The sequence below is a fragment of the Massilia paldalensis genome (assembly GCF_044901715.1).
Taxonomy (GTDB): Bacteria; Pseudomonadota; Gammaproteobacteria; order Burkholderiales; family Burkholderiaceae_D; genus Telluria; species Telluria paldalensis.
Genome location: NZ_JBJCIU010000001.1, coordinates 1,094,651 through 1,118,955, shown reverse-complemented (window position 1 = coordinate 1,118,955; position 24,305 = coordinate 1,094,651). Strand labels below are relative to the sequence as shown.

Annotated in this window: 11 protein-coding genes; 5 read left to right on the top strand and 6 right to left on the bottom strand. The window is 68.4% G+C overall.

Going from position 1 to position 24,305, the window contains the following annotated elements; genetic code table 11:
- Positions 1–139 precede the first annotated feature (139 nt).
- Genes recD through recC form a run of 3 tightly spaced genes read right to left on the bottom strand, consistent with a single transcriptional unit; the run spans position 140 to position 9,175 of the window.
- Positions 140–2,092: an exodeoxyribonuclease V subunit alpha gene (gene recD, locus ACI1V7_RS04970; RefSeq protein ID WP_404530637.1), complete on the bottom strand. Its 1,953-nt coding sequence runs from the start codon at positions 2,090–2,092 to the stop codon at positions 140–142.
- Positions 2,082–5,741, bottom strand: a complete 3,660-nt coding sequence (recB, locus tag ACI1V7_RS04965; protein ID WP_404530636.1) for an exodeoxyribonuclease V subunit beta — start codon at positions 5,739–5,741, stop codon at positions 2,082–2,084. Before recB ends, recD begins: the two co-directional genes overlap by 11 nt.
- A complete protein-coding gene (gene recC / locus ACI1V7_RS04960; protein WP_404530635.1) occupies positions 5,738–9,175 on the bottom strand; it encodes an exodeoxyribonuclease V subunit gamma in 3,438 nt (1,145 codons plus the stop codon). Before recC ends, recB begins: the two co-directional genes overlap by 4 nt.
- Positions 9,176–9,349: 174 nt before the next feature.
- Between recC and ACI1V7_RS04955 the strand changes: the two genes are divergently transcribed.
- Together ACI1V7_RS04955 and ACI1V7_RS04950 are read left to right on the top strand one after the other, a co-directional pair.
- A complete protein-coding gene (locus ACI1V7_RS04955; RefSeq protein ID WP_404530634.1) occupies positions 9,350–11,407 on the top strand; it encodes a prolyl oligopeptidase family serine peptidase in 2,058 nt (685 codons plus the stop codon).
- A gap of 210 nt (positions 11,408–11,617) precedes the next feature.
- The gene (locus tag ACI1V7_RS04950; protein WP_290411144.1) at positions 11,618–11,887 is read left to right on the top strand and encodes a helix-turn-helix domain-containing protein; all 270 of its coding nucleotides are present in this window, start codon (positions 11,618–11,620) and stop codon (positions 11,885–11,887) included.
- Here ACI1V7_RS04950 and ACI1V7_RS04945 read toward each other — a convergent pair.
- A complete protein-coding gene (locus tag ACI1V7_RS04945) occupies positions 11,862–12,593 on the bottom strand; it encodes a helix-turn-helix transcriptional regulator (RefSeq protein WP_404530633.1) in 732 nt (243 codons plus the stop codon). The genes ACI1V7_RS04950 and ACI1V7_RS04945 overlap by 26 nt on opposite strands.
- Before the next feature lie 487 nt (positions 12,594–13,080).
- Between ACI1V7_RS04945 and ACI1V7_RS04940 the strand changes: the two genes are divergently transcribed.
- Both ACI1V7_RS04940 and ACI1V7_RS04935 read left to right on the top strand, forming a co-directional pair.
- Positions 13,081–18,015, top strand: a complete 4,935-nt coding sequence (locus tag ACI1V7_RS04940; protein ID WP_404530632.1) for a hybrid sensor histidine kinase/response regulator — start codon at positions 13,081–13,083, stop codon at positions 18,013–18,015.
- 11 nt (positions 18,016–18,026) lie between these two features.
- Positions 18,027–18,890 (top strand): CheR family methyltransferase, encoded by an 864-nt coding sequence (locus ACI1V7_RS04935; protein WP_404530631.1) that lies wholly within the window; start codon positions 18,027–18,029, stop codon positions 18,888–18,890.
- A gap of 107 nt (positions 18,891–18,997) precedes the next feature.
- On the opposite strand, the gene ACI1V7_RS04930 is transcribed toward ACI1V7_RS04935, so the two are convergent.
- Positions 18,998–19,621, bottom strand: a complete 624-nt coding sequence (locus tag ACI1V7_RS04930; protein ID WP_404530630.1) for a glutathione S-transferase family protein — start codon at positions 19,619–19,621, stop codon at positions 18,998–19,000.
- Between the two features lie 183 nt (positions 19,622–19,804).
- Here ACI1V7_RS04930 and ACI1V7_RS04925 point away from each other — a divergent pair, with 183 nt between their 5' ends.
- The gene (locus ACI1V7_RS04925; RefSeq protein WP_404530629.1) at positions 19,805–22,459 is read left to right on the top strand and encodes a M1 family metallopeptidase; all 2,655 of its coding nucleotides are present in this window, start codon (positions 19,805–19,807) and stop codon (positions 22,457–22,459) included.
- Between the two features lie 99 nt (positions 22,460–22,558).
- Here the strand turns inward: ACI1V7_RS04925 and glpD are convergent, their stop codons facing one another.
- Positions 22,559–24,124, bottom strand: a complete 1,566-nt coding sequence (gene glpD / locus ACI1V7_RS04920; RefSeq protein ID WP_404530628.1) for a glycerol-3-phosphate dehydrogenase — start codon at positions 24,122–24,124, stop codon at positions 22,559–22,561.
- Positions 24,125–24,305 lie beyond the last annotated feature (181 nt).

Below are 24,305 nucleotides of genomic sequence, written 5' to 3'. Positions count from 1 at the left end.
CGATTACTTTCCAAATCGCAACTTTATCATTGTTGCCACTAAGAAAGCAAAGCGGGAACGCAAGCCATCGCAAACAGCTTTACCAATGCGCAGCCGCCGCTTGCGCGGACGCAGGGAACGCAAGAGCCGAACGCAGCGTTCAGCGCTCGATCATGCCCCGCAAGCCGCTGGCCCGGTGCGTGCGGCGCTGGATGGCGTCGCCCAGCACGCCGGGCGTCGGGGTCGTCAGCGTGAAGCGGCGGCTGGCGCGGGTGATACCCGTGTACACCAGTTCGCGCGCCAGCACGGCTCCGCCCTCCTTCGGCAGCGCCAGCACCGTGTGCGCGAATTCCGAACCCTGCGATTTGTGGACCGTCATCGCGAACGCCGTCTCGACGTGGCGCAGGCGCGTGGCCAGCACGCTGCGCACCTCGTCCCCTTCCAGGAAGTAGACGCGCAGCGAACCGGGGCGGTCCGGGTCGGCCAGCGTCAGGCCGATGTCGCCGTTGAAGACGCGCGTGCCATAGTCGTTGCGCGTCACCATGACGGGGCGGCCCACATACCATTCGCCCGCGCGCGCGATCAGGCCGGCGTGGTCCAGGCGCCCCTCGATGGCCGTGTTCAGCCCCTCGACGCCCCACTCGCCCTCGCGCAGTGCGCACAGGATGCGGAACTGTTCGAACTGCTGCAGCACGCCCCGCACCCAGTCCTCGTGCGCGCCCTGGGGCCCGGCCTTGAGCAGCTCCAGGTAAGGCCGGTAGCCGTCGCCGGCCAGCTGCAGCAGGTGGTGCTGGTGCGCATGCTCGATCCAGCGCAGCTCTTCCGCGTGTTCGCCGTCGCGCAGGACAGCCGTCGCCCCGTCGACGTCGCCGCCGTTGACGGCCAGCGCCAGCCGGCCGATCGGCCCGCCGAAGCGGCGGCTGTGGCGCAGCATCACGGTCTGCTGGGCCAGCGGTCCGCCGGCGCCGGCGTACTCGTCCGGGATGGCCTCGCCGCTGGCCGCGCGCACGTAGTCCAGCGTGGCGCCGTCGTAGTTGCCGGCCTGGGCATCGTGGCACAGGTCGCCCAGCACGGCACCCGCCTCCACCGACGCCAGCTGGTCCTTGTCGCCCAGCAGGATCAGCGTCGCTTCCGGCGGCAGCGCGTCGAGCAGCGAGGCCATCATCTCCAGGTGCACCATCGACGCCTCGTCGACGATCAGGACGTCGACGTCGAGCGGATTGCCGCGGTGGTGGGCGAACGCGCGCGTATCCGGGCGCGCGCCGAGGAGGCTGTGCAGCGTGCGCGCCGCCCCCATGCGCGCCGTCAGCTCGCGCAGCGGCAAGGCTTCGCCGACGCGGTCGGCCAGCTCCGTCAGCGCCTTGTCGATCGACTGCTTCAGGCGTGCGGCCGCCTTGCCCGTCGGCGCCGCGAGGGCGATGCGCTGGCGGGCGGCATCGGGCGCCGTCGCGAACAGCAGCGCCAGCAGGCGCGCCACCGTATAGGTTTTACCCGTGCCCGGACCGCCCGTGATGATGGCGATCGAGCCGCGCAGCGCAATGGCGCAGGCCAGCTTCTGCCAGTCCGGCCTGGGCTGCTGGTCCGACGCGCGGGGCGACGTGAACAGCACTTCGAGCCACGTGCGCACGGGTGCCGGATCGACGGAGTGATGGGCCAGGGCCCGTCCGCGCACGCTGGCCGCCACCAGCGTCTCGTCGCGCCAGTAGCGGCGCAGGTACAGGCGCGAACCGTCCAGCACGAGCGGCTGGCCGTAGTCCAGGTCGCCGACGCGCCACACCTGCTCCACGTTCGACAGTTGCCCGATCCAGCCCTTGGCGCCCTTCGGCAGCGGCTTGGCGGCCCTGGCCAGCGCCTTCCAGTCCTCGTCGGCCCAGCCCAGCAGCGCGGCGGGTTCGCTGGCCAGGTCGTCCAGCAGCAGGCAGCTGTGGCCGCGCCCTTCCAGTTCCGACAGCACGAGGGCGGCCAGCAGCAGCGGCAATGGCGCGGATGCCGGGACGGCAGCGAGGCTGGCGACGAAGCGCGAAAACGCGCCGGACAGGCGGCGCAACTCTCCCGCCTCGGTCAGGCGTTCGACCTCCTGCCAGAACGCCGGATGTGCTTCTTCAATCTTCATGGTGTCGTCCATCGCCCAGCAGGCGATCCAGTCCGTCGAGCAGTTCCAGGTCGGGCTCGATCAGGTAGCAGCCGTGCGTGGCGGGGTTGGCGATCCCCCGCAGGAACAGGAACACGGCACCGCCCAGCTGCTCCTCGGGCGCGTAGTCGTCGCCCAGGCGCGCGCGCAGCAGGCGGTGCAGCGCCAGCAGGTAGATGGCGCCCTGGATGTCGTAGCGGTGCTCGGCCATGCCGGCGGCCATCGCCGTGCGCGTGTAGGCCGCGTCGCCCGGTCCCAGCGCGTTCGACTTGTAGTCGAGCACCCAGTAGCGTCCCTCGTGCTCGAACACGAGGTCCGTGAAACCCTTGAGCATGCCGTGCAGCTGGCGCTCCGGCAGCGTGGGACGCGCCACGTTGCCCAGCAGCCGGCGGCGGCACAGGCGGTCCAGCGCACCCACGTCGAGCTGGCGGCTGGGGAACCAGAATTCCATCTCGGGCAGCGGCGCGGCGATGTCGGCCAGCGCGGCGTGGAACGGCGGCAGGCGCGTGGTCGCGATCGTCTTCAGCCAGGCCAGCGCGTCGTCCAGGCGGTTGCCCCAGCCGGCGCGCTGGATACGTTGCGCCAGGCGTTCCTGGAAGCCCTCGTCGTCGACCATGGAAAAACCTTCCTGCGCCATCCATTCGAGCTGCTCGTGCAGGAAGTTGCCGGGCGTGGAGCCGCGCGGAAAACGGTGCCACGGGGCGTCCTCGGCGCGCACCGGCTCCACCGTGCCGGGCTCCGCCTCTTCCATCAGGTTCTCGTCCTGGGGCCGCGTGGGGGGCGCCACCGTATGGCGAGTGAGCGAGGTGAACGACCCGACCGCCCAGTTGCGCTCGAAGCGGCCGTCGAAATGGGCGGCGTCCACCAGTTCGGGGCGCACGTCGGTGCGCCGCAGGACGGTAATGCCTTCCGGTTCGTCCAGCATGCGCAATTCGATGCCGGCGGCGTCGCCGCGCAGGCGCTCCCAGTGGGCGCCCATGTCGGCGGCCGCCACCGGCTCGCCGCCCGTGAGCAGGTAGCCCAGCGCGGAATCGTGCAGGCGGTTCTCGCCCTTCTTGCGGCCCGCCACGGCGGCCACGCCCAGCCACAGGAAGTGGCGCGCCCGTGTCAGCGCCACGTACAGCAGGCGCAGGTCTTCCTCCAGGCGCGCCCGGTCGACGGCGGCCAGGGCCTCGTCGGACAGCGCGAGGTCGATGCGGCGCTCGCCATCGTCCACGTACTCGAAGAAGGCGCGGTTGCGCTTGTCGGTCTTGCGCGCCGTGACGGCGAACGGCAGGTACACGAGCGGGTACTCCAGACCCTTCGACTTGTGCACGGTGACTACCTTGACCAGCTCCGCGTCGCTTTCCAGGCGCAGCACGCGCTCGTCGCCGCTCGCCCCCATGCCCTCGATCTGTTCGGCGAACCAGCGGATCAGCGCCTGCTCGCCGTCCAGTTCGCGGCTGGCTTCCTGCAGCAGCTCGGCCAGGTGCAGCAGGTTCGTGAGCTTGCGCTCGCCGCCCGTCTGCTGCAGCAGCGTCGACGGCAGGCCCAGCTCGTGGATGAAGCGGCGCAGCATGGCCAGCACGCCCTGGCGCTGCCAAGCCTGGTGCAGCGCCTTCAATTGCTCCACGCGCGCTTCCCAGGCCAGTTCGTCGCTCGACAGGCGCGCCAGCTCGCCCAGCGGCAGCGCGCAGGTGGCGGTGGCGAACGCGGCGCGGGCCAGGCCGCCGTCGAGCGGATTGGCGACGGCCTGCAGCCAGCGCAGCACGTCGCGCGCTTCCTCGCTCTCGACCACGGAGTCCTGGTCGGACAGGTAGACGCTGGCCACGCGCCGGCGCACCAGCGCGCGCCGGATCGCCCCCGCCTCGCGGCGGTCGCGCACGAGGATCGCGATATCGGCCGGCATCAGGCGGCGGAAGCCCCCTTCGTCGTCGGCAAAACCCACGCGCTCGTCGTTCAGCAGTTCGACGATGTGCTCGGCGCAGTGGTGGGCGAAGAATTCGCGGTAGTCCTCGGCCTTGAGGTCGTCGCGCGCCGTACTGCAGATCGCCAGAGCCTGGTAGGCGCCCTCGACGCCCACCAGCTGCTGGCGCCGTCCGGCCGCGTCGACGGGTTCGAACGGCAACGGATTCTCGCCGTCCTTGCGGAAACGGAAAGCGCCCGCCGCATAGCCGCCCTCGGCGTAGTCGAACAGGCGGTTCACGGCCGCCACCAGCTGCTTCGTCGATCGGTAGTTGGTGCCCAGCTGGTAGTGACGCCCCGTCGTCGCGCGCCGCGCCGACAGGTAGCTGTGGATGTCGGCGCCGCGGAAGCCGTAGATCGACTGCTTCGGGTCGCCGATCAGGAACAGGCCGCGGCCCGCATCGTTGTCGGCCACGCGGTACAGCAGGTCGAAGATGCGGTACTGCTCGGGCGAGGTATCCTGGAATTCGTCGACCATCGCCACGGGGAACTGCTCGACGATGCGGCGCCGCAGCGCCTCGCCGTTCGGTCCTTCCAGCGCCGTCTTCAGCCGCGCGAGCATGTCGGCAAAGCCGAACTGGCGGTTGCGGCGCTTCAGTTCAACCATGCGCCGCGCGATATTGCAGGCGGCGTGGCGCAGCAGCTGGTGCTTCAGCGGTTCGATGGCGTCGAGCGCGGCGCGCAGGGCGGCCGTGTGCTCGAAGCATGCGGGCACGGCGGCGTCGAAGTCCTTGCCGTAGGCGTCGATGATGCCGTCCGGCGTCAGGCGGCGCCAGGCCGTGTCGGTCAGGTCCGGTTCCGCCAGCGCCGGGTCGGCGGCCCAGCGCCGCAGCGCCTCGAACCATTTGGCCAGCGTGTCGGGGCGCATCTTCGTGCCGTTGAACGCTTTCGGATTGGCGCCGCGCTGGGTGGCGATCCAGGCTTCCATCGCGTCGGCCCGGTCGGCCCAGCCTTCCTTGACGCGCGCCAGTTCGGCCTGGCGCCGGGCCTCCGCGCGCGCCACCAGCTTGCCCAGCGGCTCCATGCCGCCCGGGCCGCCCTCCTCGTCCAGGCAGTCGGGCCCCAGCAGCTCGGCGCGCTGCACCAGCTCGCGCACGCCGTCCTTCATCGCGTCGACGTCGGGCCATGCGCCCAGCAGCGCCTGCAACGCGCGCCCGCCCAGCGGGTACACGTGCTGGCGCCAGTAGTCGTGGGCCGCGTCCTCGAACAGGCCGCGCTCGTCGCTGACCAGTTCCTCGTCGAACAGGCTGCCGCTGTCGAACGCGTGCTCGCGCAGCATGCGCTGGCACCAGGCGTCGATGGTGAAGATGGCCGCCTCGTCCATCGTCTCGGCGGCCAGCACCAGGCGGTGCGCGGCGACCAGGCGCTCGGCCTCGTCCGTGTAGCTGTCGGCCAGCGCTTCGAGGTAAGGGTCGTCGACGAATTCCTCGCCGCGGAAGAAGGCGGCGGCCTGCACAAGGCGCTCGCGCACGCGGTTCGACAGCTCGCGCGTGGCGGCGCGCGTGAAGGTCATCACGAGGATCTCGGGCGGCAGCAAAGGACGCACGTAGCCGGCCTCGCCGCCGTGGCCCAGCACCAGGCGCAGGTAGAGCGCGGCGATCGTCCAGGTCTTGCCGGTGCCGGCGCTGGCCTCGATCAGGCGCGAGCCGTGCAGGGGGAACGTCAGCGCGTCCAGCAGCTGGCTCATGCCGCACCTCCGTCCGCGCCGCCGTCCGCGCCGCCGTCGAAGCGGGTGACGCTCACCCCTTCCTGCAGCCAGTCGTGCAGCGGTCCGTACAGCGCGCGGGCGACGGCCGGCCAGTCGCCCGCGGCGCGCAGCAGCTCGAATTCCGGCCACAGGCGCGCCAGGCACGGGTCGGCGACCTCGCCGTCGATCTCGAAGCCGCCGTCGTAGGTTTCGCGCGCGTCGCCGCCGGACAGTTCGGCCAGCGCCGTCTTGCAGGCCACGGCCAGCGGACGGTCGAGGTTCGCGCGCCACAGCCGCGCCAGTTCCTCCAGCCGGGCCAGCGCGGCATCCTGGGCGATGGGCGCCATCTCGACCATGCCGTCGCGCGCCACCAGGTGGCCCGTGACGCCCGCGCCCATGGCGGACGCGGCCAGCTGGCGCAGCCAGGGCGCGATCAGCTTGTCGCCGCGCGGCGCACCCTTGCGGTCCAGCACCTTCGACGAGATCTGCACGAGCCACACGGTCGATGTGCCGTCCGTGCGCAGGCGGTCGATCCAGTCGTCCAGGCGGATGTCGCCAAGCTGCAGGTCCACTGCGAGCTTCGGCGCCGCCTGCGGAAAGCGGGCGCCCAGCGCCAGCCAGGCGCGGCGCACGGGCACGAGTTCTTCGACCAGTTGCTGCTGCCACTGGCGGCCCACGAGACCGATGGGCAGCACGCCTTCGCGCGCGACCCGTTCGGCGCGCGCTTCCAGCACCTGGCGCACCTCATGCTCCGGCTCCGGCGCGCCGCTGTCGTCGAGCAGCGTGTCTTCCAGGAAGTAGCGGTCCAGCGCATTGAGCGCGAACGGCTCCTCGTCCTCGCCCACCACTTCGAGGTCGTTGAAGTTCACGGCCAGGCGGCGCCGGAAGAAGTAGCGCGCCGGCTGCTTCAGGAAGGACGCCAGTTCGCCCAGCTTGAGCCCACTCCCCGCATCCAGTTCGTACGGCGGCAGCTCGGTGGCGACGGCCGCGAGGGCCTCGTCGTCGCCATCGCGGCGGTGCGCCGAGCGCCATTCGCCCGCATAGGTGCGCAGGCCGCCGCGCTCGAAGTAGCGGCGCGAAAACGGCTGCAGCGCGTGCACGGTCGTCAGCGCGTCCGGATCGAGGTCCCAGCCGGACTTCAGGTAGTCGCGCAACTGCGCCACCAGCACCGACGCGGGCTGCTCCGTGTTGTCGCGCACGTTGCGGCCCACCCAGCTCACGTACAGCTTGTCGCGCGCGGCCAGCAGCGCTTCCAGCATCAGGTAGCGGTCGTCGTCGCGGCGCGAGCGGTCGCCGGGACGCTGCAGGCCCGGCAGCGCCAGCAGGTCGAAGTCGGCCTGCTGGGCGCGGCGCGGGAAGTCGCCGTCGTTCATGCCCAGCAGGCACACGACGCGGAACGGCACGGCGCGCATAGGCATCAGCGTGCAGAAGGTGACGCCGCCGGACACGAACTGGTGCGTCAGCGCCGGCTGGTCCAGTTCGTTCATCCACGCCTCGCGCATCACGGCCAGCGGCACGGGCTCGTCGAACAGTGCGTTCTCGCAGATCTCGAGCCAGCACTGCAGCGCTTCCTCCAGCTGGTTCAGCGTGATGCGGTCCGCTTCGTCGGACGCCCGGAAGAACCTGGCCATCAGCGCCCGCGCCCGTTCTCCCCATTCCAGCGGACGCAGGTCCGCGTCCAGCAGCTCGCGCCAGGCCAGCAGCGACTCGACCAGCTCGGCGAGCGAGCCGGCCAGCGCCGCGTCGAGGCCACCCACTTCCGCATACGGCTCGATGTCGCGGAAGCTCGGGCCGGCGCCCGTCGCATAGCCCAGCAACATGCGCCGGATGCCGAACAGCCAGGAATTCTGCTCGCCCGCCGATCCCAGGCCCAGGCCGGCGCGGTGGCGCTGATCCAGTCCCCAGCGCACGCTGGCGCCTTCGATCCAGTGGCCCAGAACGGGCAGGTCGTCGTCGGCAAGGCCGAAGCGGGCGGCCAGCGCCGGCACGTCGAGCAGGTCGCGGACCTCGCTCTGGCGGCAGCGCTGCTGCGGCAGGCGCAGCAGCCATTCGAGCGCGACCAGCAGCGGATTGACGCTGCGGTCCTTGGTGTCGCCGATCTCGAACGGGATGTAACGGGGGTCGCTGCGCTTGTGCTGGTCGAACACGGCGTGGATCGCGGCCGAGAAGGTGTCGATGTCCGGCACCATCACGACCACGTCGCGGGGACGCAGCGGCTCGTCGCCGAACTGTCCCGTCTCGTCGGCGAACCAGGACAGCAGCTGGTCGTGCAATACCTCCACCTCTCGCTGGGCGCTGTGGGCGATGTGGAATTCGATCGAGCGGTCGGCGGGATCGGGTGGCACGTGCGGATGCTCGGCCAGCGGCAGCAAATCGCGGATCGCGGCCTGGGCCTGCGCCAGCAGCGTCTCGCCCTCCTCGTCGCCGAACAGGTCGACGCGCAGGTTGCCGAAGCGCGCCCCATGGTCGCTGTCGAATTCGTCCAGCATGCGCACGAAGTCGCGCCCCTGGCGGCCCCAGCTCGCCAGCAGCGGATGGCTGTGCGCGTGCAGTTCCTCGATCGGGACGGACGAGAGGTCGCGGCCGTCGCGCGGCGCCTGGCGTTTATAGGCCGCCTTCAGCAGGTCGCGCCCCTCGATGATGTCGCCCCAGTAGAAGCGGCAAGGGTTCGGCACGGCCAGCAGCACCTGGGTGTGGCGCGACAGGCCCGCCATCGCCTGGATGGTCTGGTAGGGCAGCGTCGACATACCGAACAGCACCACGCGGCGCGGCAGGCGCAGCACGGGCGGGCGGTCGTCTTCCACGGCGGCCATGAACTGCTGGTGGATGGTGGCGCGGCCGGACCAGCGCCGCTCGGGCGGCAGGCTCTCGTGGATCTCGCGCCAGAGCTGCGCCTGCCAGCACTGGTCGGGTGTCAGCGCGATGGGGTCACCGCCCGGGCGCTGCAGCTGGTCGCGGCCCTCGGCCCAATCGGTCAGCCAGTCCGCGCGGTACACCTGGTACTGGTCGTACAGGTCGGCAAGGCGCTCGGCCAGCTGCAGGCGGCGCTCCGGGTCGCCGTCGGACAGGAAGTGGCGCAGCGGTTCGAATTTTTCCTTCTGCAGCAGCTCGGGCAGCAGGCGCATCAGGCGCCAGGTCAGCGCATCCTTGTCGAACGGCGAGCGGCGCGGCACGCGCTCCGGCCCCAGCATGCCGCGGTAGGCCTGCCACAGGAACCTCGCCGGCAGCGCCACGCGGGTGGCCGCGCACACGCCCAGTTCGTCGGCCAGCGCGATCTTGAGCCATTCCGCCACCCCGTTCGACTGCACGAGGATCAGCTCTTCCTCCAGCGGGCCGAGCGGATGGTTGCGCAGCCAGTCGAAGACGGCGGCGCGCAGCAATTCCATCTGGTTGCCGTGCAGGATGAGGAGACCGGGGGTGATCGGGGATGGCATGGGGTCTGCTGAAGGATGTACGTCCAAGGGATGCCGGCAGCATACACCGCATGGCCCGCCATTGGTAGAGCTGGAAGCCATTCCGCCGCCACGTCCGCGGGGGCGTGACGCGTGGTCATTTCTTTACATTTGCTACCATGGCAGCATCGCCAAGCACGGCAATGAGGAAACGACATGCAAGATCGAGAACACGAGGACCACGCCGCCCTGGCGGACCCGAGCCAGGACCCGCACGGCTGGCTGGAAGACATCGCCGGCGACGCGGCGCTCGGCTGGGTGCGCGAGCGCAATGGCGCGAGCGAGGCGGAGCTGACGGCGCGCCCCGACTACGCGCCGCTGCGCGCGCGCCTGAAGACCATCCTGGATGCCAAGGAACGCATTCCCTGGGTCGGCTACCACGCCGGCTTCTACTACAACTTCTGGCGCGACGCCGAGCACGAACGGGGCCTGTGGCGCCGCACGACGCTGGACGAGTACCGCAAACCGGAACCGGCGTGGGAGACGGTGCTCGACCTGGACGCGCTGGCGCGGTCGGAGAACGAGAACTGGGTCTGGGCCGGCAGCGTCAAGCTCAAGCCGCGCGGCGACCGCTGCCTCGTGTCGCTGTCGCGCGGCGGCGGCGATGCCCACGTGGTGCGCGAATTCGACCTGGCCGCCAAGTCCTTCGTCGCCGACGGCTTCGTCCTGCCGGAGGCGAAATCCAACGTCGGCTGGATCGACGCCGACACCCTGTTCGTGGCCACCGACTTCGGTCCGGAATCGATGACCAGCTCGGGCTACCCGCGCATCGTCAAGGAATGGAAGCGCGGCACGCCGCTGGAAGCGGCCGTCACCGTCTACGAGGCGCAGCCGGACGATTTGTCGGCGTCCGCCTGGAAGGACTTCGCGCCCGGCTTCGAGCGCCAGTTCGTCAACCGCCAGATCGATTTCTACAGCAGCGAACTGTTCGTGCGCGAAGCTGGCCGGCTGGTGCCGATCCCGAAGCCGCTGGACGCCAACGCCTTCACGGTGCGCGGCGAGATCGTCATCGAACTGCGCTCGGACTGGGACGCGGGCGACCGCAAGTGGCCGCAGGGCGCCCTGCTGGCGATGGATTTCGCGCGCTACATGGCGGGCGAGACGGCGTTCGAGGCGCTGTTCCTGCCCACGCCCACGACCTCGCTGGACGGGGTGACGGCCACGAAGACCGCCGTGCTGCTGACCATCCTCGACAACGTCAAGAACCGCGTCGTCGAGCTGCGCAACGAGCACGGCCGCTGGATCCGCCGCGACGTCGATGCGCCCAAGATGGGCGCGCTGGAAGTCGACAGCGTCGACGAGATCGAGTCGGACGACTACTTCCTCACGGTCACCGACTTCCTGACGCCTACCAGTACCTACCTGGCCCACGTGGGCAACGACCGGCGCGAACTGCTGAAGTCGATGCCGGCGTTCTTCGACGCGTCGCCGTACACGGTGAACCAGTTCGCCGCCAAGTCGGCGGACGGCACCTACGTCCCCTACTTCGTCGTGATGCGCAAGGACGTCGAGTGGAATGGCGGCAATCCGACGCTGCTGTACGGCTATGGCGGTTTCGAAGTGTCGCTCAAGCCATTCTACAGCGGCATCACGGGCGAAGCCTGGCTAGCCCAGGGCGGCGCCTATGTGCTGGCGAACATCCGGGGCGGCGGCGAATTCGGCCCGCGCTGGCACCAGGCCGCGCTGAAGGAACACCGCCAGAAGGCCTTCGACGATTTCCTGGCCGTGGCCCAGGACCTGATCCGGCGCCGCCTGACGAGCCCGCGCCACCTGGGCATCATGGGTGGCAGCAACGGCGGCCTGCTGGTCGGCGCCGCGCTGACCCAGCGCCCGGACCTGTTCAATGCCGTCGTGTGCCAGGTGCCCCTGCTGGACATGCGCCGCTACCACCAGTTGCTGGCCGGCGCGTCTTGGATGGGAGAGTATGGCGACCCGGACGATCCGGCCCAGTGGGCGGCGATCGCGAAATACTCGCCCTACCACAACGTTTCCGAGGACAAGCAGTATCCGCGCGTGCTGTTCACGACATCCACGCGCGACGACCGCGTCCACCCCGGCCACGCGCGCAAGATGGCGGCGCTGATGGGCGCCCAGGGCCATGACGTGCTGTACTGGGAAAACACGGAAGGTGGACACGCTGGCGCAGCAAACAATGAACAAACTGCAACGATGTATGCATTGACGTTCACGTTCCTGCTGCAACAACTGAAGTGATGACGAGCTGATACGTCGTCGACAAGCCGGTTCGGCAAGCAAACGCCGAACCGGCGATCCTTTCTTTTGATAGGGATCAAGTCCTAAAACCCCTGTTTTAGGGGACCGCTCCTAGGGAGTTCCGGTCGGAACTAGCAGGGTTGCTAGGTCGCTAGATGAATGATGCATGGAATACTTGTCTCCCACACATCTTTCCCTGGAGGATCGGCGATGGCTAATGATTTCGTTACCGAAGCAAGCCTGCGTGAACCGGCTGCAGGCACTGTGCTCAAACCGGCGTCGCTGGCCCTGTCCGTCGGCGATTTGAAGAAATACCGGATCAGCAAGCGCGAAAGCCAGGAGAAATTCTGGGGCCGTTTCGGCGTGACCCAGTCGAGCGGCAGCCGCTTCGAGACGGGCCTTGCGATTCCCGCACCCGTCGCGCTGTTGTTGAAGCTTTACGTCAACGGCAAGCTCAACGATGGTGATCTTCTGGGGTAATCAGGCCCAGGGAAATGGCCCGCACGACCGCCTGTTGCCGAGTGTTGACGTTGAACTTCTGCCGGATATTACCCATGTGGAAGTTCACCGTTGCCTCGGAACAGCCGGTGATCTTTGAAATCTCCCACGACGACTTGCCCACCATGACCCAGTTGAGCACCTCCAGCTCGCGCGGGGTCAGCTTCGGCGCTGCCTCCTGCGCCACCGGCGGGCAGAACCGCACCGCGGACGCGAACGCGTAATCGCGCACCAGGGCCAGGTCGGCCAGCATCCCCGTCACTCTCCGTACATAAGCCGCATCCGGCGCCGCATCGCTGGCAAAGGACAGCAGGCCGAACTCCCCGTTCGGGCCGTGGATCGGGAAGGTCACGCCCGCGCGCACTCCGTGGCTGCAAGCGTCGTCGTACAGGGCACGCTGGGTCGGGCTGCGGAACAGTTCCGGCTGCCAGATGACGGGCAAGGTGCTCTGCATGCAGTGGCTCACCACCGGATCGACATGGGCAAGGCGTTCCGCGTCGTAGCGCTCGCGCCATGTAGCCGGATAGTTGGATTGGATGAAAGCGTTTTCGAGCCGCGCATGGCGCGAGCCGGACAGCCCGAACAAGACCTTCTCGAAGCCGTGGGCGCGGCCGAGCGCGAACAAGACCTTGCCCCACGCGGCGGCGCTGTCCGCGTGCATCAGCTCGTCAAGCTCGACGCTATTCATGTCTTCCTCGCACTAGGGATGTCGCTGCCGCTATCGATGTCTGGGTCGTTTTAATAACAACTACCATGCTAAATAAGCCGTAACAAAAAAGCACGAAAAATGTTGTTCTTATTCATAATGGCTAGTTCCAGCCGGCTTGTCTACTTATACGAAGATGGATGGCGATCGGATCTGAAATCGTTTTCTTTCAATCGTGCGCTCCGATCATCGAAGATGTTCTAAGATCGCGCGAATTGTCCATTGAAAATTGCATAAATGCAAGTTTATATACACAATAGATGAAACTTGGCATGTAAGCCACAGCGTCGCTTGACTGGCTTGCCGAGATGCGTATCGTTGCAATTTTTTGACATTTAACAATAGCGTCCGTCCAAATTTCTCGCTCGAGCATGTACATCGTCCTCACCTTGACGTGGTCGTCCGTACCTGCCGCGGCGGTTGGCGCACCGCCCCTACCTACTCTTTCTCCTTCGAGGAACCCTAGTCAATGAACGACATGACTGACATGGCTGAGCAGCTCGATGTCAAGCTGTTGCTGTCCACCCTGATGGCCCTGAAAAAAGGCGATTTCTCCGTCCGCATGCCGTCCGACTGGACCGGCGTCTCGGGCAAGATCGCCGACACCCTGAACGACATCATCGAGACCAAGCAGAAGATGGTCGAGACGGTGACCGAGGTGTCGCGCGTCGTGGGCCGCGAAGGCCACCTGACCCAGCGCGCCGACGTGCCGGGCGTGGTCGGCGGCTGGTCCACCATCATCAGCTCCGTCAACACCCTGATCGACGACCTGGTGCGTCCGACGACGGAGATGGCGCGCGTCATCGGCGCCGTGGCGAAGGGCGACCTGTCGCAGACCATGGCCCTCGAAGTGGACGGCCACCCGCTCAAGGGCCAGTACCTGCGCGCGGCGACCACCGCCAACACGATGGTGGAACAGCTCTCTTCCTTCTCCTCCGAAGTGACGCGCGTGGCGCGCGAAGTGGGTACCGAGGGCAAGCTGGGCGGCCAGGCCTACGTGCCGGGCGTCGCGGGTACCTGGAAGGACTTGACCGACTCCGTGAACTCGATGGCGGGCAACCTGACCTCGCAGGTGCGTAACATCGCCGAGGTGACCACCGCGGTGGCGAACGGCGACCTGTCCAAGAAGATCACGGTGGACGTGCGCGGCGAGATCCTGCAGCTGAAGGACACCATCAACGTGATGGTGGACCAGCTGCGCTCCTTCGCTTCCGAGGTGACCCGCGTGGCAAGGGAGGTGGGTACCGAGGGCAAGCTGGGCGGCCAGGCCTACGTGCCGGGCGTCGCCGGCACGTGGAAGGATTTGACCGACAACGTGAACTTCATGGCGTCGAACCTGACAGGCCAGGTGCGTAACATCGCGGCGGTGACCACCGCCGTGGCGAACGGCGACCTGGGCAAGAAGATCACGGTGGACGTGAAGGGCGAGATTCTCGAGCTGAAGAACACCATCAACGTGATGGTGGACCAGCTGTCCTCGTTCGCATCGGAAGTGACCCGCGTGGCGAGGGAAGTGGGTACCGAGGGCAAGCTGGGCGGCCAGGCAATGGTGAAAGGCGTCGCCGGCACGTGGAAGGACTTGACCGACTCGGTGAACTCGATGGCGGGCAACCTGACGGGCCAGGTGCGTAACATCGCGGACGTGACGACGGCCGTGGCGAATGGCGACCTGTCCAAGAAGATCACGGTGGACGTGAAGGGCGAGATCCTGGAACTGAAGAACACCATCAACGTGATGGTGGACCAGCTGAACTCCTTCGCGTCCGAGGTGACCCGCGTGGCCCGCGAAGTGGGTACCGAGGGCAAGCTGGGCGGCCAGGCGAACGTGCCGGGCGTCGCCGGCACCTGGAAGGACTTGACCGACGGCGTGAACTCGATGGCGGGTAACCTGACGGGCCAGGTGCGTAACATCGCGGAAGTGACGACGGCCGTGGCGAACGGCGACCTGGGCAAGAAGATCACGGTGGACGTGAAGGGCGAGATCCTGGAACTGAAGAACACCATCAACGTGATGGTGGACCAGCTGTCCTCGTTCGCGTCCGAGGTGACCCGCGTCGCGCGTGAAGTGGGTACCGAGGGTAAACTCGGCGGCCAGGCCTACGTGCCGGGCGTGGGCGGCACGTGGAAGGACTTGACGGACAACGTGAACTTCATGGCGTCCAACCTGACGGGCCAGGTGCGTAACATCGCGGCGGTGACCACCGCCGTGGCAAGGGGTGACCTGTCCAAGAAGATCACCGTCGACGTGAAGGGCGAGATCCTGGAACTGAAGGACACCATCAACGTGATGGTGGACCAGCTGTCCTCGTTCGCGTCGGAAGTGACGCGCGTGGCGCGCGAAGTGGGTACCGAAGGCAAGCTGGGCGGCCAGGCGAACGTGTCCGGCGTCGCCGGTACCTGGAAGGACTTGACGGAAAACGTCAACCAGCTGGCGGCGAACCTGACCAACCAGATGCGCGCGATCGGCGAGGTGGCGACGGCGGTGACGCGCGGCGACCTGTCGCGTTCCATCCAGGTGGAAGCGCGCGGCGAGGTCTCGTACCTGAAGGACAACATCAACGAGATGATCCGCAACCTGAAGGAGACCACGCAGAAGAACGCCCAGCAGGACTGGCTCAAGACCAACCTGGCGCGCTTCACCCGCCTGCTGCAGGGCCAGCGCGATCTGCAGGCCGTGACGAAGCTGATCCTGTCCGAACTGGCCCCGCTGGTCTCGGCGCACCACGGCGTGTTCTACATGATGGACTCGCAGGAGATGGAAGCGCGCCTGCGCATGATCGCCTCCTACGGCTACCGCTCCAGCCGCAAGCTGCCGACCTCGTTCGCCCCGGGCGAAGGCCTGGTCGGCCAGTGCGCGATCGAGAAGAGCCGCATCTGGCTGACCGACGTGCCGCGCGACTACATCGTTGTCTCCTCCGGCCTGGGTTCGGCGCCGCCGACGAACATCGTCGTGCTGCCGATCCTGTTCGAGCAGCAGGTCAAGGCCGTCATCGAGATCGCCTCGCTGGACCGCTTCACGGAAACCCACCTGTCCTTCCTCGACCAGCTGATGGAATCGATCGGCGTCGTCCTCAACACCATCGAGGCGAACAGCCGTACCGAATCGCTGCTGACCCAGTCGCAGTCGCTGGCGCAGGAACTGCAGCAGACCAACCAGGAACTGGCGGAAAAGGCGCGCCTGCTGTCCGAGCAGAACATCGAGGTGGAACGCAAGAACCGCGAGGTGGAACAGGCCAAGCTGGCGCTGGAAGAAAAGGCCACGCAGCTGGCGCTGTCCTCGAAGTACAAGTCCGAGTTCCTGGCCAACATGTCGCACGAACTGAGGACGCCATTGAACTCGCTGCTGATCCTGGCGCAGCAGCTGTCGGACAACCCGGAAGGCAACCTGACGGGCAAGCAGGTCGAATTCGCCAAGACCATCCACGGCTCCGGCTCCGACCTGCTGACGCTCATTAACGACATCCTCGACCTGTCGAAGATCGAATCCGGTACCGTCACGCTGGACGTGTCCGAGTACCGCTTCTCGAACCTGCGCAACTACGTCGACCGCACGTTCCGCCACATGGCCGAGGCCAAGCACCTGGGCTTCCAGGTCGACCTGGCGGACAACCTGCCGACCGCCGTGATGACGGACACCACGCGCCTGCAGCAGGTGCTCAAGAACCTGCTGTCGAACGCGTTCAAGTTCACCAGCCACGGCCAGGTGTCGCTGACGATCAGCCTCGTCACGAGCGGCTGGACCGCCGACCACCCGCACCTGCTGCATGCGGACGCCGTGCTGGCCTTCTCCGTGCGCGACACGGGCGTGGGCATCCCGTCCGACAAGCTGCAGCTGATCTTCGAGGCATTCCAGCAGGCCGACGGTTCCACCGCGCGCAAGTATGGCGGCACGGGCCTGGGCCTGTCGATCTCGCGCGAGCTGGCGCGCCTGCTGGGCGGCGAAATCCGCGTCGAGTCGACCGTCAACATCGGCTCCACCTTCACGCTGTACCTGCCGTACAACCGCGCCGGCTTCATCAACTACGAACAGACGCGCCAGCCGCAACCGGCGCGCCTGGCCGCGCCGCCGGCCGCGCCGAGCGTGGTGGCCTCCCCCGTCGTGCAGACGGAGCGCGGCCACGAAGCCGATGGCGGCGTGGTCACGATCGACGCGCTCGATCCGTCCGACGACCTGGGCGACGATGCGGGCCAGTACGCGACGATCCGCGACGACCGCGGCCTGGTGGTGCCGGGCGACGCCTCGGTGCTGATCGTCGAGGACGACGAGCGCTTCGCCAAGACGCTGCTCGACTTCGCCCGCGAGAAGAACTTCAAGGGCGTCGTCACGCAGCGCGGCGATTCCGCCCTGTCGCTGGCGCGCGACTACCTGCCGTCGGCGATCCTGCTCGACATCGACCTGCCCGACATCGACGGCCTGACGGTGCTCGACCGCCTGAAGCGCGACCCGAGCACGCGCCACATCCCCGTGCACGTAATCTCGGCGCTGCGCGAGCGCGAGCGCGCGCTGCGCCAGGGCGCGATTTCCTACCTCAACAAGCCCGTCGACCGCGACATGCTGCAGGAGGAATTCAAGCGCATCCAGAAGTTCCTGATGGGCGGCAAGCGCTCGCTGCTGGTGGTCGAGGACGATCCGGCCCAGCGCGAGGCGATCGTGTCCCTGATCGGCGCCGCGGACGTGCACATCGTGATGGCCGAGGACGGCAAGTCGGCGCTGCAGGCGCTGGCGTCCGACCAGTTCGACTGCATGGTGCTGGACCTGACGCTGCCCGACGTCTCCGGCTTCGACCTGCTCGACCAGATCGGCAAGCAGCCGCAGCTGCGCGACCTGCCGATCGTGATCTACACGGCGCAGGAGCTGTCGCGCAAGGAAGTCACCAAGCTGAAGCGCTATGCCAAGACCATCGTCGTCAAGGACGCGCGCTCGCCCGAGCGCCTGCTCGACGAGACGGCACTGTTCCTGCACCGCTCGCAGGCCAGCCTGCCCGAGGTGCAGCGGCGCATGCTGGAAGAGATCCACGCGCTCGACGGCGGCCTGGCTGGACGCAAGGTGCTGATCGTCGACGACGACCTGCGCAACATCTTCGCCCTGTCCTCGCTGCTGGAGCGCCAGCAGATGCAGGTGCTGTTCGCCGAGAACGGCCGCGACGGCATCGAGGTGCTGGAGAAGGATCCGAGCATCGAGATCGTCCTGATGGACATCATGATGCCGGAGATGGACGGCTACGACACGATGCGGGCGATCCGCCGCATCCCGAAGTTCAAGTCGCTGCCCATCATCACGCTGACGGCCAAGGCGATGAAGGGCGACCGCGACAAGTGCATCGCGGCCGGCGCCTCCGACTACATCACCAAGCCCGTCGACGTGGCCCAGTTGCTGTCGATGATGCGTGTTTGGCTCCATTGATGGCTGCACTGATGCCAAAGTCGATGGGACCATCCAACGCATGGACCGGCATGGCCGCCGGTCTCGCGGTCGAGGAGCTGGAGACGGAGCTGCTGCTGGAAGCCGTGTTCCAGCGCTTCGGCCACGACTTCCGCGCCTACGACCGCCAGGCGCTGCGCGAGCGGCTGGCGCGCGTGCTGCGCCTCCTGGACGTGCGCACGCTGTCCGGACTGCAGGAACGGGTGCTGCACGACGGCGCGGAAGCGTCGCGCCTGCTGCGCGCGTTCTCGCCGTCCCCGGCCGGCCTGTTCGAGAATCCCGGCCACGCCTCGCGCCTGCGCACGGTGCTGGCGCCGTCGCTGCGCGGCTGGCCGCTGCCGCGCGTGTGGATCGCCGAATGCGCGGGCGTGGGCGAAGCCTGGACGCTGGCCATCGTGCTGGCCGAGGAAGGCGTGCTGGGACGGCTCGACATCCACGCCACGCTGGCCAACGAGGAACTGGTGGCCGAACACCAGGACGGCTGGCTGCCGCTGGCCGAGCTGGACGCCGCACGGCAGCGCCATGCCGACAGCGGCGGCACCGGCGACCTGTCCGCCTGGTTCGAGATCGCGGACGGCAAGGCGCGCCTGCAAACGCAGCTGCGCCGGCGCATCACGTGGTCGCAGTACAGCCTCGTGACGGACGCCTCGTTCAACGAGTTCCAGGCCATCGTCAGCTGCCACGCGCTGTCCGACTTCGGCCCCGTGCTGCGCCAGCGCGTGCTGCGCCTGTTCTACGACAGCCTGGCGCGCTTCGGCGTGCTGTGCCTGGACCGGCCGCTGGCCGTGACGGATGCGCACGCGGGCTCGTACCAGGCGGTGGCGGGCGAACGGCCGTGGTACAAGCGGGTGGGATAAGCGTCCCTGCCTGCACGTCGTCCCTGCGCAGGCAGGGACCCAATTGCTGATGCGCCGTCGCAACGCGTACAAATTGGGCCCCTGCCTGCGCAGGGGCGACGGACTTTCTACACCACCGCCGCACTCGGCCTTTCCGCCACACGATCCCGCCACGCCTGCAGGTGTTCCATCCCCTCCTGCCCCGGCCGGAACCGCATCAATCCCCGTGCGAACTCCAGCGCGCAGAACGCCGTGATGTCGGCGATCGTGAACCGTTCCCCCGCCACGTAGGGCTGCCGCGCCAGCACCCCATCCAGCCAGCGCGCCGTCGCGCGCATCTTGTCGCCCTGCGAGACCCCGAATTCGCCGAACTGCGGCTGCTCCAGCGGGGCCAGGCCCGGATGCGTGTGACGGATGCAGTTGGCGATGCGCAGGAACAGCTGCAGTTCGCAGCGCCGGTCCATCATCTCGACGAAGGCGCGCTCCTCGAAGCCCTCTCCCATCAGGTTCGGCGCCGGATGGCGGCCCTCCAGGTAGGTGCAGATGGCGCGCGTCTCGGCCAGCACGCGGCCGTCGTCCAGTTCCAGCGCCGGCACCTGGGCCAGCGGATTCTTCGCCATGAAGGCGGCGCCGCGGTGCTCGCCGCCCGCGAGGTCGACCGGCACGACCTCGATGTCGCGGATGCCCTTCTCGGCCATGAACATCAATACGCGGCGCGGATTCGGCGCGCGCGTGGCACTGTACAGTTTCATCAGCGTCTCCTGTCGTCGTTATCGTGCGGACCATGATAACCGCACGGCGTGCCGGCGCCGCGACCGCATGGGCGAATTGCCTCGTTGACATCCGGCACGGTTTGCCCGTAGATTTGCCGCTTGGCCTTGCTCGTCCAAGCACACCCAGCGCGCAAGTTCGACATACATACAAATAGGACCTCCATGCAACGCCGCCTGCTTTCCGCCGCCATTGCCCTGGCTTTCGCCGCCATGCCCGCCCTCCACGTCCAGGCCGCGCCGGCCACGGCCGCCACCCAGCAAGCCACCACGCAGCTGCCGCGCGGCGTCGTGCCGACGCACTACGACGTCTCGCTGACGCCCGACGCCGCCGCCGCGACCTTCGCCGGCAAGGCCGTCATCACGCTCGACGTCGCCAAGGCGACGGACAGCATCGTGCTCAACGCCGCCGACCTCGCGTTCTCCGGCGCCAGCATCGCGCCGGCCGCGGGAGGCGCCGCCACCAAGGCCAGCGCCAGCGTGAACGCCGAGGCGCAGACGGCGACCTTCAAGTTCGACCGTCCGCTGGCGCCGGGCACCTACCGCCTGTCCCTGGACTACACGGGCAAGATCGGTACCCAGGCCGTCGGCCTGTTCGGGCTGGACTACGCGGGCGCCGATGGCAAGCAGCAGCGCGCCCTGTTCACGCAGTTCGAGAACTCGGACGCGCGCCGCATGATCCCGTCCTGGGACGAGCCGGCCTACAAGGCCACGTTCTCCCTCGACGTGACGGTGCCGGCCGGCCAGATGGCCGTCAGCAATATGCCGGGCGACGTCAAGACGCTGCCGGACGGCCGCCAGCAGGTGCGCTTCGCGCGCACCCCGAAGATGTCCACCTACCTGCTGTTCTTCGCGCTGGGCGACTTCGAGCGCGCCACCGCCACCGTGGACGGCACGGAACTGGGCGTCATCACGCGCCGCGGCGCCGTCAAGCAGGCCCAGTTCGCCCTCGATTCGTCGAAGGACATCCTGAAGGAATACAACCAGTACTTCGGCGTGCGCTATCCGCTGCCCAAGCTCGACAACATCGCCGGCCCGGGCCAGAGCCAGTTCTTCGGCGCGATGGAAAACTGGGGCGCGATCTTCACCTTCGAATACGCGCTGCTGCTCGACCCGGCCATCGCCACCCAGCGCGACCGCCAGAACATCTTCTCGACGGCCGCCCACGAGATGGCGCACCAGTGGTTCGGCGACCTCGTCACGATGCGCTGGTGGGACGACCTGTGGCTCAACGAAGGCTTCGCCTCGTGGATGGAAAGCCGCATGACGGAGCGCCTGCATCCGGAATGGAACAGCAATCTGTCGGCCGTCGGCAGCCGCGACGGCGCCATGCAGCGCGACTCCACGGCCGCCACCCACCCCGTCGTGCAGCACATCGAGACCGTCGAGCAGGCCAGCCAGGCCTTCGACGAGATCACCTACCAGAAGGGCGAAGCCGTCATCCGCATGCTGGAAGCCTACGTGGGCGAGAACGCCTGGCGCGACGGCGTGCGCGCCTACATGAAGGCCCATGCCTACGGCAACACGGTGTCGGACGACCTGTGGAAGCAGATCGAGAAGGCGGCCGGCAAGCCCGTCACGGCGATCGCCCACGACTTCACGCTGCAGCCGGGCGTGCCGCTGATCCGCGTCGGCGCGCCCGTGTGCAAGAACGGCGCGACCGTCGTGCCGCTGACCCAGGCCGAATTCTCGCGCGACCAGCCGAACAAGAAGCCGCTGGCCTGGCGCGTGCCCGTGATCGCGCAAGTCGCGGGAAACGGCAAGAGCGCGAACACGCTGGTCTCCGGCGGCAAGGGCACCATCACCGTACCCGGCTGCGGGGCCGTGATCGTCAACGCGGGCCAGAGCGGCTACTACCGCACGCTGTACGCGCCCAAGGAATTCGCCGCGCTGGCCGGACAGTTCGCCCGGCTGGCGCCGATCGACCAGATCGGCCTGCTGTCGGACAGCTCCTCGCTGGGCATGGCCGGCCTGCAGCCCGCCTCCGACGTGCTGGCCCTGGCCAAGGGCGCGCCCCTGCAGGCCGATCCGCTCGTGTGGCAGCGCATCGCCGGCGTGCTGTCCGGCTTCCACAGCCGCTACGCCGGCGACGAAGCGCGCCAGCGCGCCTTCGATGCCTTCGCCCTCGCCCGCCTGGCGCCGCTGATGGCGCAGATCGGCTGGACGGCGCGCGACGGCGAGGCCGCCACGGTCGCCAACCTGCGCAACCAGCTGATCGGCGTGCTGAGCGACCTGGGCGACGCCGCCACCATCGCCGAGGCGCGCCGCCGCTACGCCGCCATGGACAAGGACCCGTCCGCCGTGCCGGGCCCGCTGCGCAAGACCATCCTGGCCGTCGTCGCCCAGAACGCGGATGCCGCGACCTGGGACGGCCTGCGTGCCCGCGCCCAGGCGGAGAAGACGCCGCTGCTCAAGTCGAACCTGTACACGCTGCTCGCCATTGCCAAGGACAAGGCCCTGGCCCAGCGCGCGCTGGACCTGGCGCTGACGGACGAGCCGGGCGCGACCACCAGCGCGACGATGATCTCGGCCGTGGCCGGCCGCTATCCGGACCTGGCGTTCGACTTCGCGCTGGCCGAGCGCGAGAAGATCAACGAACGCATCGACGCCACCTCGCGCAGCCGCTACTTCGCGCGCCTGGCCTACGGCTCGTCCGATCCGGCCATGGTCGGCAAGCTGAAGGCCTATGCCGACGCCAACCTGGCGGCCAGTGCCCGCGGCGACGTCGAGGCCGCCGTCGCCGCGATCCAGGACCGCATCAAGGTCAAGGAGCAGCGCCTGCCGGAAATCGATGCATGGCTGGCGCAGAACGCCAAGTAAGGTAACGCCCGCCCTATCCGTCGCCCCTGCGCAGGCAGGGGCCCAATCTTGCGTGCACGTTGACCAAATTGGGCCCCTGCCTGCGCAGGGGCGACGTACTCATGACAACGGCACCGTTTTTTGTCGCCGCAGCGCCAGCCACTCGTCGAGCTTCGCCGCCGCCCCCGCCCGCACGTGCAGCCCCAGCTTCGTCCTGCGCCACAGGATGTCTTCCGCGCTGCGCGCCCACTCCTGGCGCACGAGGTAGTCGACTTCGACTTCGTACAGGCCCGGCACGATCTCCTCGCCCAGGTCGGCCGGCGAGCGGCAATGCGCCAGCATGGCGCCCAGCCGGGTGCCGTAGGCATGCGCCCAGCGCTGCAGCAGGGATTGCGGCAGCCAGGCGTACTGCTGGCGGCGCGTGCGCAGCCAGCCGTCGAATTCCAGCACGCCGCGCGCGATCGGCAGCCGGCCGTACAGGTCGCCGCCGGGGAGGCAGGCGTGTTCGGTCCAGCCGCGTACCTGGCGTCCGAGCGCGGGACCGATGAGGTCGACGGCCTGCTCGGCCAGCTTGCGGAAGGTGGTCACCTTGCCGCCGAAGACCGACAGCAAGTGGGCGCCCGTGTCGTCGAACGCCAGCCGGAAGTCGCGGCTGGCCGCCGACGCGTGCGCCGCGCCCGGCCCCACCTCGCCGATCAGCGGGCGCACGCCGGCATAGCTCCACACGACGTCGTGCTGGCCGATGCGGCGCTCGAAGCAGCGGTTGACGGCCTCGCACAGGTAGGCCGTCTCCGGAGCGCTGATGGCCATCCGGTCGAGCGCACCGGTCTCCGGGTCGCCCGTGAACTCGACGTCCGTGGTGCCGACCAGCGTGAAGTCCTCCTCGTAGGGCAGCGCGAACACGATGCGGCCGTCGGGCTGCTGCAGCAGGTAGGCGTCGCCATGGTCGAACAGGCGCGGCACGACGATGTGGCTGCCCTTGACGAGCCGCAGGGGCCGGGGCTGGGCGCCGTCCACGCCGCGCAGGAAGCTGGCGGCCCACGGTCCCGCCGCGTTCACCAGGCAGCGCGCATGCACGTGGCGGATACCCCCCTCGCCTTCCAGCATCGCATCCCAGCGCCCGCCCTCGCGCCGCACGCCCGTGCAGCGCGTGCGCGTGTAGACGGTGGCGCCGCGCTCGCGCGCATCGAGCGCGGCCAGCACGACGAGGCGCGCATCGTCCACCCAGGCATCGTAGTAGGAGAACCCGCGGGTGAACCGGCGCTGCAGCGCCGCGCCGGCCGGGTCCAGGCGCAGCCGAAGCGCCTGCGAGGCGGGCAGGAAGTCGCGCGGCGCCAGGTGGTCGTACAGGAACAGGCCGGCGCGGATCATCCAGGCCGGCCGTTGCCCCGGCGCATGGGGCATCACGAAGCGCAGCGGGCGCATGATGTGCGGCGCGCCCTTGAGCAGGATCTCGCGCTCGCGCAGCGCCTTGCGCACGAGGCCGAACTGCCATTGCTCCAGGTAGCGCAGGCCGCCGTGGATCAGCTTGCTGGAAGCGGACGAGGTGTGCTGGCCCAGGTCGTCCTTTTCGCACAGCACGACGCGCAAGCCGCGGCCGGCGGCGTCGCGCGCGATGCCGGCGCCGTTGATGCCGCCGCCGACCACCAGCACGTCGCAATCGACGCGTTTCGGAAGTTCGCCCATGTCTGTCCCCCCACCTCGTTTCCGCCCACGAATCCGCGCACCACGCTGCTCGCCATCCTGCCAGAGCATAATGCCAGAGCAGGCCGCGATGTTCGTCCACGTCAATCGTCAACCGGCGCGGGAAGTCCTGGCGGCCCCGTGTAGAATCCTCGCATGACGACTCTTGCTCCTGCTCCCTGAC

Excerpts from the sequence above, each read along its gene's own strand:
- recD (WP_404530637.1), bottom strand. The coding sequence starts at position 2,092 with ATGAAGATTGAAGAAGCACATCCGGCGTTCTGGCAGGAGGTCGAACGC.
- recB (WP_404530636.1), bottom strand. The coding sequence starts at position 5,741 with ATGAGCCAGCTGCTGGACGCGCTGACGTTCCCCCTGCACGGCTCGCGC.
- recC (WP_404530635.1), bottom strand. The coding sequence starts at position 9,175 with ATGCCATCCCCGATCACCCCCGGTCTCCTCATCCTGCACGGCAACCAG.
- ACI1V7_RS04955 (WP_404530634.1), top strand. The coding sequence starts at position 9,350 with ATGCAAGATCGAGAACACGAGGACCACGCCGCCCTGGCGGACCCGAGC.
- ACI1V7_RS04950 (WP_290411144.1), top strand. The coding sequence starts at position 11,618 with ATGGCTAATGATTTCGTTACCGAAGCAAGCCTGCGTGAACCGGCTGCA.
- ACI1V7_RS04945 (WP_404530633.1), bottom strand. The coding sequence starts at position 12,593 with ATGAATAGCGTCGAGCTTGACGAGCTGATGCACGCGGACAGCGCCGCC.
- ACI1V7_RS04940 (WP_404530632.1), top strand. The coding sequence starts at position 13,081 with ATGAACGACATGACTGACATGGCTGAGCAGCTCGATGTCAAGCTGTTG.
- ACI1V7_RS04935 (WP_404530631.1), top strand. The coding sequence starts at position 18,027 with ATGCCAAAGTCGATGGGACCATCCAACGCATGGACCGGCATGGCCGCC.
- ACI1V7_RS04930 (WP_404530630.1), bottom strand. The coding sequence starts at position 19,621 with ATGAAACTGTACAGTGCCACGCGCGCGCCGAATCCGCGCCGCGTATTG.
- ACI1V7_RS04925 (WP_404530629.1), top strand. The coding sequence starts at position 19,805 with ATGCAACGCCGCCTGCTTTCCGCCGCCATTGCCCTGGCTTTCGCCGCC.
- glpD (WP_404530628.1), bottom strand. The coding sequence starts at position 24,124 with ATGGGCGAACTTCCGAAACGCGTCGATTGCGACGTGCTGGTGGTCGGC.